Annotated in this window: 11 protein-coding genes; all 11 read left to right on the top strand. The window is 63.0% G+C overall.

The features are described from left to right. Nucleotides 1-59 precede the first annotated feature (59 nt). The 11 genes from NLR35_RS21915 (at nt 60) to NLR35_RS21865 (ending at nt 11,718) form a co-directional block, all read left to right on the top strand. Nucleotides 60-3,971: an ATP-binding protein gene (locus NLR35_RS21915; RefSeq protein ID WP_257168603.1), complete on the top strand. Its 3,912-nt coding sequence runs from the start codon at nt 60-62 to the stop codon at nt 3,969-3,971. 101 nt (nt 3,972-4,072) lie between these two features. Then, nucleotides 4,073-5,011, top strand: a complete 939-nt coding sequence (locus NLR35_RS21910; RefSeq protein WP_257168602.1) for a hypothetical protein — start codon at nt 4,073-4,075, stop codon at nt 5,009-5,011. 451 nt (nt 5,012-5,462) lie between these two features. Beyond that, nucleotides 5,463-5,654 carry a hypothetical protein gene (locus NLR35_RS21905; protein ID WP_257168601.1) on the top strand — a complete coding sequence of 64 codons (192 nt, stop codon included), beginning with the start codon at nt 5,463-5,465 and terminating at the stop codon, nt 5,652-5,654. 37 nt (nt 5,655-5,691) lie between these two features. Further along, nucleotides 5,692-5,979, top strand: a complete 288-nt coding sequence (locus tag NLR35_RS21900) for a hypothetical protein (protein WP_257168600.1) — start codon at nt 5,692-5,694, stop codon at nt 5,977-5,979. Beyond that, the gene (locus NLR35_RS21895; protein ID WP_257168599.1) at nt 5,976-6,542 is read left to right on the top strand and encodes a hypothetical protein; all 567 of its coding nucleotides are present in this window, start codon (nt 5,976-5,978) and stop codon (nt 6,540-6,542) included. Before NLR35_RS21900 ends, NLR35_RS21895 begins: the two co-directional genes overlap by 4 nt. Before the next feature lie 554 nt (nt 6,543-7,096). Further along, nucleotides 7,097-7,402 carry a hypothetical protein gene (locus NLR35_RS34350; protein ID WP_374940841.1) on the top strand — a complete coding sequence of 102 codons (306 nt, stop codon included), beginning with the start codon at nt 7,097-7,099 and terminating at the stop codon, nt 7,400-7,402. A 271-nt stretch (nt 7,403-7,673) separates the two neighbouring features. Next, nucleotides 7,674-8,030 (top strand): hypothetical protein, encoded by a 357-nt coding sequence (locus tag NLR35_RS21885; protein ID WP_257168598.1) that lies wholly within the window; start codon nt 7,674-7,676, stop codon nt 8,028-8,030. 69 nt (nt 8,031-8,099) lie between these two features. Further along, complete coding sequence (locus tag NLR35_RS21880) at nt 8,100-9,092, top strand: hypothetical protein (protein WP_257168597.1); 993 nt, start codon at nt 8,100-8,102, stop codon at nt 9,090-9,092. 3 nt (nt 9,093-9,095) lie between these two features. After that, nucleotides 9,096-10,382 (top strand): PBSX family phage terminase large subunit, encoded by a 1,287-nt coding sequence (locus NLR35_RS21875; protein ID WP_257168596.1) that lies wholly within the window; start codon nt 9,096-9,098, stop codon nt 10,380-10,382. Between the two features lie 197 nt (nt 10,383-10,579). Then, on the top strand, nt 10,580-11,020 hold the full coding sequence (locus tag NLR35_RS21870) for a hypothetical protein (protein WP_257168595.1): 441 nt from the start codon (nt 10,580-10,582) through the stop codon (nt 11,018-11,020). 236 nt (nt 11,021-11,256) lie between these two features. Next, entirely contained in the window at nt 11,257-11,718 is a 462-nt protein-coding gene (locus tag NLR35_RS21865) for a hypothetical protein (protein ID WP_257168594.1), read from the top strand. Nucleotides 11,719-11,720: the final 2 nt, after the last annotated feature.

The following is an 11,720-nucleotide window of genomic DNA, read 5'->3' as shown; positions in this document are numbered from 1 at the left end:
GTTCCGGGCTTGGGAACCGGAGGAGAATACCGGCGTTTGTCATCACGGCGGGATTTGCGATGGGGGGACGTTTGCCGGATCAGCGGCAACCAGTGCACGACGAGGGGCTCGGCATTGCCGAGCGCGAGCGGCTTTTTTCCGGCGGCAGCGAGCTGGCTGGACTGATGCTGCAGTTCGATTGGGCGAGCACGTCGATCGGAGCCCCCGAGCACTGGCCCCAGAGTCTGAAGACCGCCGTCAGAATCATGCTGACCTCGCAGCAGCCGATCTGGATCGGCTGGGGCCGGGAGCTGATCTATCTCTACAACGACGCCTACAAGGCCATCATCGGCGGCAAGCATCCCTGGGCCCTCGGACGTCCGACGGCCGTGGTCTGGCACGAGATCTGGGAGGACATCGGCCCATTGCTCGCCAAGGCGAGCGGCGGTGACCAAGGGACCTATGTCGAGGCCCAGCTCCTGATCATGGAGCGCAACGGTTTTCCCGAGGAGACGTACTACACGTTCTCCTACAGTCCCATTCCCGATGATGACGGGTCGCCGGGCGGCATCTTCTGCGCCAACACCGACGACACTCAGCGCGTGATCAGCGAGCGCCAGCTGGCGTTGCTGCGCGCGCTCGCCAACGCGGGGGCGGAGGCGCGCAGCGTCGACCTGGCCTGCGCGAGTTGCGCGCGCGCTCTTGCAGGCGAGCCGCGCGATCTTCCGTTCGTGATGATCTACATGACCGAGCCGGATGGCGAAGCGGCGCGGCTCGAGGCCGTGACCGGGATCGGCCGCGATCATCCGGCCGTTCAGCTGAGGCTGCCCATACGATCTGGGAAGGGCTGGCCGTTTGCTGAAGCATCGCGCCAGCAGGCTGCCGTCCGGGTCGGCGATCTCACGCAACTGTTCGGCGTGGCCTTTCCAAGCGGGGGCTGGCGCCAGCCGCCGACCCAGGCGGTGGTGATACCGCTTGCTCCCTCCGGCGAGGCCGGGCAGGGCGGCTTCGTCATTGCCGGTCTCAACCCATTCCGTCTCTATGACGAGAGCTATGCACGCTTCCTGAACCTCGTTGCCGGGCAGATTGCAGCCGCCGTCAGCAATGGCGGAGCCTATGAGGCGGAACGCCGCCGCGCAGAAGCGCTGGCCGAGGTCGATCGCGCCAAGACAACGTTCTTCTCCAATATCAGCCACGAGTTTCGCACGCCGCTGACATTGATGCTCAGTCCGCTGGAAGACATGCTGGGACTCCACGGGGCGGCGATCGGTGCGGAGGAGCGCTCGGTCCTCGACCTCGTTCACCGCAACGGCATACGCCTTCTCAAGCTGGTCAACACGCTGCTGGATTTTTCGCGGATCGAGGCCGGTCGCATGACCGCGAACTTCGAGCCCGTGGATCTCGTTGCCTTCACCGCCGAGCTCGTCTCGAACTTCCGCGCGGCGACCGATCGTGCGGGGCTCCGCCTGGTGATCGACGCTGAAGCTCTGCCCGAGCCGGTCCATGTCGACCGCGACATGTGGGAGAAGATCGTTCTCAACCTCGTCTCGAATGCGTTCAAGTTCACCTTCGACGGCGAGATCGCGGTGTCGGTCGGCCCCTCAGCCGATCGCCGCCATGCCGAGCTGAGGGTTCGCGACACCGGCACCGGCATCCCTCGCGAGGAGCTGCCGCATCTGTTCGAGCGGTTTCGTCGCGTTGAGGGCGCGCGCGGCCGCTCCTTCGAAGGCAGCGGCATCGGTCTCGCCCTGGTTCAGGAGCTGGTGAAGCTTCATGGCGGTGAGATCACCGCCGAGAGCGAGCTCGGCCGCGGCTCCGTGTTCCGGCTGCGCATTCCGCTGGGAACGGGCCATCTGCCGTCCGGCCAGCTCCGCACCTCGCCGACGCAGGCCGTCGCGACGCAGCGCGCCCGGGCCTATGTCGACGAAGCGCTGGGCTGGCTGAACGGCGGCCGGCCGGTCGAGCTTCCTCATCCTTCAGCATCCGACGATCTTGGTGTTCGCGCCGTTGCGGCATCCGGCCGGGATCGCGTGGTGCTCGCGGACGACAATCCCGACATGCGGGATTACGTGCGTCGCCTGCTCGATGAGGATTATGAGGTCGAAGCGGTGTCCGACGGCAAGGCTGCGCTGCAGGCCGTTCGCCGGCGACGGCCCGATCTCGTGCTGACTGACGTCATGATGCCGCAGCTCGATGGCTTCGGTCTGCTTCAGGCGCTGCGCAGCGACGCGCAGCTGCGCGACATCCCTGTCGTCATCCTGTCCGCGCGTGCCGGCGAGGAGGCGAAGGTCGAAGGGCTCGATGCCGGCGCCAGCGACTATCTCAGCAAGCCGTTCAGCGCGCGCGAGCTACTGGCGCGCGTGCGCGCCAATATCGATCTTGGGCGCGTCCGGCGCGAGGCGGAGACCACGCTGCGCGAGCTGAACGAGCGGCTGGAGGCGCAGGTGCTCGAGCGGACTGCGGAGCTGCAGGCCAAGGAGGCGCGGCTCCGCACCATCTTCGAGGCGAGCTACACGTTTCAGGCGCTGCTGTCCTCGGACGGCACGCTGCTGGATGCCAATGCCACCTTGCTCGAGGCGATCGCTGCGCCTTTGGACGAGGTTGTCGGTCAGCCCTTTTGGCAGACGCCGTGGTTTGCGGGCACCCCCGGGATGTCCGACGTGATCCGGTCACTGGTCGACGCCGTGGCCCGGGGCGACGAGGCGCGACAGGAGCTCCAGCTCGAACTGCCGGTCGGCGGCTGGCGCTGGTTCGACTTCCAGATGCGGCCGGTGCGCGACGAAACCGGGCAGGTCGTCGCCATCGTGCCCGAGGCGGTCGAGTTGACCGAGCGCCGCAAGGCGGAGGAGGCGTTCCGACAGGCGCAGAAGATGGAGGCGATCGGCCAGCTCACCGGCGGCGTCGCCCACGACTTCAACAATCTCCTGACCGTCATCAGATCATCGGCCGACCTGCTGCGCCGGCGTCAGCTGTCACCTGAGCGGATGCGCCGCTATGTCGATGCGATCTCCGATACGGCCGATCGCGCCGCCAAGCTGACGGGGCAGTTGCTCGCTTTCGCGCGCCGCACGGCGATGGAGCGCCGCGTGTTCGACGCAGCCGGGCACATCGAGCAGATCGAGGACATGCTGCAGACCGTACTCGGGGCGCCCGCCGTGATCGAACTCGATCTGCGGGTACGGCCGTTGCCGGTCGACGTCGACGTCAATCAGTTCGAGACCGCTCTCGTCAATCTGGTCGCCAATGCGCGCGATGCGATGAACGGCCGCGGCGTGCTGACCATCCGCGGTGATCTCGTGTCGCACGAGGGCGCCGCCGGGCAGACGCAATGCGTCGCGATCGCCGTCAGCGACACCGGCTGCGGCATCGCCCCAGATCAGATCGACCGCATCTTCGAGCCGTTTTTTACGACCAAGGGAGTCGGGCGCGGTACCGGGCTGGGCTTGTCTCAGGTCTACGGGTTCGTTCATCAGTCCGGTGGACGGGTGCTGGCGGAGAGTGAGCTCGGCCAGGGGACGACGCTGACCCTGCTGCTTCCGCTCACCCACAAGCCATTGGGACCGCGCGAACGGACCGAGCATCATGCCGAGGTGCTTGCCGCGCGCTGGAACGTGCTGGTGGTCGAGGACAACCCTGAGATCGGCGAGTTCTCGACGCAACTGCTCGAGGACCTCGGTTATCGCACCGTGCTGGCGCGCAGCGGTCTCGACGCGCTCCGGATGATCGAAGACAATCCCGACGGCTTCGACCTCGTGCTCAGCGACGTCGTGATGCCGGGAATGGACGGTGTGACGCTCGGCCAGGAGATCCGCCGCCGGCTGCCGATGATTCCGATCGTGCTCAACAGCGGCTACAGCGATGTGCTGGCCGATGGCGACCGGCACGGCTTCAGCCTGATCCACAAGCCCTATTCGGTCGACGAACTGTCGCGGGTGCTTCGCCAGGTGATGGCCGCGCGCGGCACGAGCCCTACGCCATCATCGCCAGAGTAGACACGGTCAGGACGATCCCCCGTTCTTCGTGCGCGCGTCGCGATCGACACTTGAAGATGCGCGTGGCGCCGGAGTATTTTCCGTCGCCGGGGGGCGTCAGAATGACGGATGAGGAATTATTGCCGGGTGAGAGCCGCGCGGTGCGGTGGGCCTACGCCGTCGCCATCGGCGGGGCGTTACTGATCAGTGGCAGCGCCGTCGCAAAGGACGATGACAAGGACGCGTCCTCATCAGGTCTCGCCAACGTCTATATCGATTTCCGCACGAACTATGCCTATGTCCCCGGCGGGACGCTGTCGACCGGTCTCGGCGACACGTCCTTGTTCGGAACGCTGTCGCAGCTCGCGACCTTGCGGACGCTGCTGGACCGTCCGACCCTGCCCGGACGCCCGCAGCTCTCGGCGCCGACCAGCCATGGCGTCGGCGTCGACGTTCCGCTGACGGTGGATCTCGGCGAGGCGCTGTCGCTCTATGGCGGTTTCACCGGCAGCGCGTCCTACAACGGCCTGTCCGGCTGGTCGGACGTCGCGGTGACGAGCTGGTTCCTCGGCTTCCAGGCCGACGTGTACCAGCAGAACGGCGGCGCGTTCCCCACCTTGACGCTGCAGTCGACGGTGACGCGCTCGGTGCCGGACGCACCATTGGCGACCACCTCGTTCAATACGGTCGTGGAGGCGAAATACGCGCTCGACCCAGAGGAGATGCGCGGCTGGCTTGCGGGCGTCCAATTGACTCATGTCAAGGTCGACTCCGTGCTGGCGCGCGTCGGCAACACCACGGCCGGCTATGTCGGCGGCTACTACCAGTGGGACAACAATTGGAAGATCTCTGCGCGCGTTGGGCTCCAGTCCTTCGGTGGCGCGCAGCTGCTCGCCGTCACGCCGATCGCGTCCTACACGCAGCCGCTGGTCAGGCTCGATCTCGACCGCATGGACGATGGCGACAACCGGCTGTTCGGCATCACGGCGCAGATCGCATGGGCCCCCAAGCCCGTCTATCAGCTGACCGTGCGAACGCCGCTCTACGCGATCAAGAACTGATCGGCACTGCGGCGAGTGAAACCTCCTTCTCCTTGCGTGGACCGACAAGCGTGCCATCGCGCCGTGGATCACGGCGCGTGCTCGCGCTTGACACGTCGGGCAAATCAGGCGCATTTTGCCATCGTCGAAGAAATCATGGAGCCCGCGCCGAGGATCAGGCAGCGGGCTTTTTCTTTGGTCGAGCGAGGATTCGCGCGGGCGACTATCGAAATCGGAAAATCCGATCGCCGCTTTTCGATCGAATTTGACACGTCGGGCAAATCACCGGCATATTGCCAGCATCGAAATTTCCGAAATCACTGTCGACACACAGCCCGCGAAGCAACAGCCGCTGGGCTGTTCTTTGCCGCGCGTGACTGCTCCGGGATCGTCTCGTTACGCGAGGCCGCAACGTGCGGACTCCTCATCATCTGGATATTGGCCGCCCCGCGCGAACGGGACGGTCGCGGGCGTGGCGCTGGTCGCCGCGCCCGCAGCGGTCCCTCGCGCGAGGGATAGGGTTCGCGCCCGAAGCGATCGCGTTGGCCGCGATCCGCCGCGACTTTCTTTCAACAACGATCAGGAGAGCAAGATGACTGCCTATTTGATTTCGCTTGCGGTGGCGGGGCTCGTCGCGATGGCCGCCGCCGATGCGCTGTCGTGATCACGCTCCAAATCAACTCGAGACTCCGGAAGCGACCATGTCGAAGACGATCACCGAAATCCGCTCGATGGCGCGCAGCCACACCAAGACGGCGATCAACACCCTGGTCGGCGTGATGCGCTCGCCCAAGGCCACCCATGCGGCGCGCGTATCGGCCGCCAACGCCATCCTCGATCGCGGCTGGGGCAAATCGCCCCAGGCGCTGCAGAATGGCGAGGACGGCGCGCTGGAGCTGATCCATCGCATCGAGCGTGTGATCGTGCATCCGGACAACTCGGATGACGAGCAGGAAGCTGAAGACGGGAATAGCAGCATCGGCGGTTGATCGATCTTGACGGTCGAGACTGGTTGTTCTATTTTTGTTCTCGCTTCGGAAAGGGCGTCAGCGTGCGCGCCGATCGACGGTGCATCGAGATGCTGGTGGGTCACGTCATCGCAGTAGAGACGAGGCGGCATCGAGCTGCTGGTTTCGTCGCGCAGTGGCTCGCGGTCGGTCTCTTCCTGGTAGCCTTCGTGTGCGGCCCGGCCGCCGCCGATGTCGTGCTGAACTATGCCGTCGAGGCTGACGGAAAGACAGGCAGTGGTCAGCTCGAGAGTTGTGGTCCCGACCGCATTTGCCGCTTCCGGGCTGCTGATCTCGACGTTGAACTCATCGTCTATCGGGATGCCGATGGCGTTACCATGATGGACATGGTTGTCCAAGGCGCGTCAGGCTGCTGCTACACGGTCGACACCCAGCAACGATTTCGAGCGGTCCTAAAATCAGGTTTGCAGGGCTTTGCGATTTATCGGCGCATGTCGTCGGGCTCTGATGAATTCGTCAGGACCCCGTTCTCCTGGAATAGGCGGATCGGAACCATTTATCTTGGGTTTCAAAAGAGCCGGTGAATCAACGGCCATGAGTCATAGGAGGTTTGGACGTGCGACTGAGCGGGGGTGCACTTGTCGCGTGCGCAGTCTACACGTTGTTCGCTGCCTCCGGATTGATCGGCTCGGCATTGGTCCCGGATGTTAAGACGAGCGTATTGCTATCGTCTCTCGCGGTGTTCCCTGCTGGTCCTTTCTGGTCCGTCTGGGCCCTGGTTTCGGGCTCGGGTAATTTCCCGTTTTCCGTCGAGTCATGGTTGAACAGTCTGCCCATCTATTATCTCGAGTCGCTCTTGCTCATCTACCTGGTCGGCTGGGCCGCAAGTGCGAGGACGATGGCTGGCGCGTCGCCGCGAGGGTGACGCTCGGGCGCCCGGCGGTCGCATCGATGGTTGATCGTATCGATGAACGATTCCTGCTCGACGGCCGCGGCGATTGATGGGCTCGCGGCTGGGTTAGCCGTCTATCTCAGATGAGCGTTCGAGGGGCGTGCGGTTGCTACTTTATTACGGCACTGACCGTTGCGCCCCACTGAAGCGAAGTTCATTCGCGCCGAAGTATTTTAGATCCAGCGGTTGACCGAGCTCAGCGAGGGATATCATTGCCGATCCTCAAGATCCCCACCGCGAAGGTGTTCGAGCCGCTGCTGGCGCCGTCGCGCTACAAGGGCGCATTCGGCGGCCGCGGTTGGCGTGATGCGCTCGCCCAAGGCCACCCATGCGGCACGCGTGTCGGCCGCCAACGCCATCCTCGATCGCGGCTGGGGCAAATCGCCCCAGCCGCTGCAGAATGGCGAAGACGGCGCGCTGGAGCTGATCCATCGCATCGAGCGAGTGATCGTGCATCCGGATGGAGAGGATGATGGGCAGGAGAATGAGTGATCGCTCATGGCGAAAGCCATGCGAGCGTCGATCTCGATCGGAAGCATGGCAGACGCGATTTTGGAATGGAAGGTCGAGACAGCTCGTCGCTGCAACTGGCCATTGACAATTCCTGCGGGGTCTGATGTTCTTTTTTTGTTCCTGGCAGGTGTAACGGCTCGCGCAATTTGTCACGTTGACGTCACCTCAGAGGTCGGCTGCTGCCCGGATGATTATTGTTGCGACAGCGCGACTGCCGCGGTGGCGTGCACGCCTTGCGAGGAGGGAGATTGTGCTGCTCAACAAAGGAGGGCTGATCGCTTCCGCTCTCTATATTGTGCACTTTCTGCTGTTCAGCAGCCTGTCTTACTTCGCCGGCTTGAAGGCGAGTGTCTTGCTGGCTGAAATGGCGGTTCTTCCGGCCGGGTTGATCCTTGGCTGGGTCTGGCTAGCCTTTGGTCTTCACGACCCGCCCTTTGACACCGAAAGCTGGATGAACAGCTATCTTTTCTATTTCCCCGTCAGCCTGCTGATTTCTTACATGTTCGGATGGATGCTTCATACCCTTTGGCGTCTGTCTCTCAGATACATAGGCCCAGGACTTGAACGGATCGACGTGCGTCTGATCAAGCGGCTCGATCGGAATTAGTCGGACGGCGAGACACCGTGTTGCCGTCATGTCGATGCGGCGGCAAGCGCCAACTCGCGTCACGTCGCATTGGCCGATGCATTTCATGTCGCCGTTGGAAGATTGATTGGCCCGACGAAGAGCTGCCGGCGTCGTTCGCGCGGACCGTTGCGATTCCAGACGGCACGCCAGCGACACCATTTGAAAATCCCTTTCACCAAGGTGAATGCAACCATGGCTGCTCGACACTCGCTCACATTTCAGATCAACCCCGCCTTGCCGGGTCACGCCGCCGTTGTGGTCAATGATCCGACGGGGCATGTTTATGCTGGTTTCGGCCCGCAGCATCATGGCTCGATTTCAGACCAAGGGAAATTTGACGCTCACTGGATGCAAAACGGGAAAGCCCCACCGAACGACTTCTCCAGCGTCGCGGATGACGGCCAGTATGCGACGTTCACGGTTCCGATTTCCGAAGAGCAAGCTGATCTCGCACGTGGGGAGATCGCGAAGATCGGGGCCGAACCTCTCTTGTACAATGGCTGGGATCTTGCCCGTTTCTCGCGAGATCCCCGCATCTGTACTTCGGTCGTGAACAGGATCACTGAAGCCGCGGGCCTTGGAAAACACCTTTATCCGGTGCCGCAAGCCAATTACGAGTATCTGTCCGATATCGCCGATACGCTCGCGAAGGATCCAAAGGCGCAGCGATTGGCTCGAACGGGATTGCCGATCCCTGATGCCCTCCGCGGACTTCAGAAAGACTACGCATATGTTGGCGGTGGCGCCGATACGCCCTCCGAACGATTGGGACGTGTTCCCAGTCGGTCGAGCAGCGATGGGCCGTCCGTACCAGCGTCATCCTTCGACGAGCGCTTTGTCGATCAAGTCAACCCAATGGCCGGAGAGGCCCTGCCGAGCTGGGTCGAGCCCGGCGTCGTCATCGAGGAACAGCGTCAGCCGGTTCGACGTCTTCGATCGCGGCAGGCGACCCCTGATCCATCCGTATTCGATGCCGGGGCGCCGCCTGTGCCCTTCGTGTCGGCCCCGTGGACGGCTCAACCGCCTGGCAGCAGCAGGTGACCATTGTCGACATTGAAGATCCCCACCGCGAAAGTGTTCGAGCCGCTGCTCGCGCCGGCGCGCTACAAGGGCGCGTTCGGCGGCCGCGGCTCGGGCAAGTCGCATTTCTTCGGCGAGATGCTGGTCGAGACTTGCCAGGCCGAGCGCGGCACGCTCGCGGTGTGCATTCGCGAGGCGCAGCGGACGCTTGCGCAATCGTCCAAGCGGCTGATCGAGGACAAGATCGCAAGCCTCGGTCTCGGCCAGGGCTTCCGGCCTTTCAGTGACCGCATCGCGACGCCCGGCGACGGGCTCATCATCTTCCGCGGCATGCAGGATCACACCGCGGAGTCGATCAAGTCGCTGGAAGGATTTCGCATCGCCTGGATCGACGAGGCTCAGACGCTGAGCGCGCGGTCGCTGTCGCTGCTGCGGCCGACGATCCGGGCGCCGCGTTCGGAGCTGTGGGCGAGCTGGAATCCGCGCCGCAAGTCGGATGCCGTGGACGATTTCCTGCGCGGGCGCAAGCCGGACGGCGCGGTCGTCGTCAAGGCGAGTTGGCGCGACAATCCGTGGTTTCCGGCGGTGCTGGACGAAGAGCGGCGGCTCGATCTTTCGCTCTATCCGGACCGCTACGAGCACATCTGGGAGGGCGACTACGTGCGTGCATTCGAAGGCGCCTATTTCGCCGATCTGCTGGCGCAGGCGAAGCGCGACGGGCGGATCGGCAAGGTGGCGGCGGATCCGCTGCTGCCGTTGCGCGCCTTCATCGACATCGGCGGGGCCGGAGCGACCGCCGACGCCTTCACGATCTGGATCGTGCAGTGGGTGGGTAACGAAGTTCGCGTGCTCGACTACTACGAGGCCGTCGGCCAGGTGCTGGCCTTCCATGTCAACTGGCTGCGCGCGCGGGGCTATCAGAACGCGATCCTCTATCTTCCGCACGACGGCCTCGCAACCAACGCGGTGACCGGCAAGCGCTACGCCGACCATCTGCGTGAAGCCGGCTTCGCCGTCGAGCCGCCGCTCAAGAACCAGGGCAGGGGCGCTGCGATGATGCGGATCGAGGCGCTGCGCCGGCTCGGTCCGCAACTGTGGTTCAATGAGACGACGACCGAGGCCGGCCGCGAGGCGCTCGGCTTCTATCACGAGCGGAAGGACGAGACGCGCAATGTCGGGCTCGGTCCCGAGCACGACTGGTCGTCCCATGCCGCCGATGCGCTCGGTCTGATGGCGATCTGCTACGAGGCACCTGGTCGTAGCGGGAGCTTCAACCGGCCGATCCGATACCAGGATGCGGGATGGCGGTGACCTTGCGTCGTCTGCTCCCAACGTGTGGCGACCAGCCGAGCTCTTGCGAGAGTGATGTTCCGGCCTGCTTCCCCGCATCACTTTTGACAGCCACGAGCGATATAATAGTTTGTTCTGTGTGCCGCCGGTTTGGTTCAGTGTCACTGTGGTTCAGCCGGTCCGATAATACGTGTCATCAGCTGAGGAGCGAGACGTCGATGATCGAAAGTGGGGATGCAAACAGGATATCATTGATCGCTCTCAGGCTGGGCTGCGCATCTCAGGTCATGTGGGTGATAATGACGGATCTTGTCATCTCCAGGCCGAGCGCTGACGGACCCTGGGATTATTCCTACTTCGTAGCGCATGTCATTTGGCTTGCCCCGATTGCGGCATTGTGGATCGTCCGTCGTTCTCCCTCCGCGACGATCCTGCTCGCGTTGGCATTGTCAGCGATCTTGGTTTTGCGGCTTTATGATTGCCTGCGGGTCGTCATGTATGGAGCTTCGGTTCTACGGAAACTCACCGAGGCCGATCTCGGGGCCACCGTCATCGGGGGGCTTTCTCTTGTCGTGGTTTTCCTCTGGTCAGCACATGTGTTGACGACCTTCATCTTCAATGCCGTGCAGTCGATCGTCGGAGTATTCAGAAATGGCTAAGAGGTATTCTATCACATTGGTCATAGGCTCGGGGATTCCGGGCCACGCGGCGGTTGAGATCAAGGATCCGGGGCATACGAGCTTCTCTTGATAATCGGATGGCACTTCGTGTCCGTTTTTTATCTCCAAGTGCCGCGCGAAATCAGGAGTAACGTCCGACGCAAGAGCCATTCGTTGTCTCATCCCTCTTCGCGCAGACGAACAATCGTCCCTCGTCCGCTCAGGCTGAAATTCACATGCGTGCTCTTTTGAATGTTCTTAAATACGGTTTGGTGGTCTCCATCCTCATCATCTGGTTTCCCGCTCAATACGCCGTCGTACGGGGTGTGCCGCAGCTGCTCCTGGCGGTCGTCGTTGCAGGATATCTGCTCGCAATTCTCCTGCTCGCGCTGAGTGCCTTGTCCGAAAGGCTGGGAGTGAAGCTGAGCGCGCGCCTGAGCGTATGGTTCTGGCTGATTGTTCCTCCGGTGATCTCATTGCCGCTTCAGCTTGGCATTTGGCTTTATGCCCGGCGACACGACTCGTTCTATGGGTGCATCGACTGCGGCTGGCATTTGTTCTGGGCGCCTGTCATTAGTCGCACGGCGCGCAATGTGGAGGTCGACTTCTATCTCCTTGCTGGCATGCTTGCCGTCGCATTTTACGCCATTCTGCTTGTTTCGAGTCTCTTCATCAAGATCATGGCTGGACGTTCATAGAG

This window comes from Bradyrhizobium sp. SRS-191, from assembly GCF_024586915.1.
Taxonomy (GTDB): domain Bacteria; phylum Pseudomonadota; class Alphaproteobacteria; order Rhizobiales; family Xanthobacteraceae; genus Bradyrhizobium.
This window is presented reverse-complemented; position numbering and strand designations above follow the sequence as displayed.

What these genes read in the sequence shown, in the direction of transcription:
- NLR35_RS21915 (WP_257168603.1), top strand. Translation starts at nt 60, where the DNA reads ATGGGGGGACGTTTGCCGGATCAGCGGCAACCAGTGCACGACGAGGGG.
- NLR35_RS21910 (WP_257168602.1), top strand. Translation starts at nt 4,073, where the DNA reads ATGACGGATGAGGAATTATTGCCGGGTGAGAGCCGCGCGGTGCGGTGG.
- NLR35_RS21900 (WP_257168600.1), top strand. Translation starts at nt 5,692, where the DNA reads ATGTCGAAGACGATCACCGAAATCCGCTCGATGGCGCGCAGCCACACC.
- NLR35_RS21870 (WP_257168595.1), top strand. Translation starts at nt 10,580, where the DNA reads ATGATCGAAAGTGGGGATGCAAACAGGATATCATTGATCGCTCTCAGG.
- NLR35_RS21865 (WP_257168594.1), top strand. Translation starts at nt 11,257, where the DNA reads ATGCGTGCTCTTTTGAATGTTCTTAAATACGGTTTGGTGGTCTCCATC.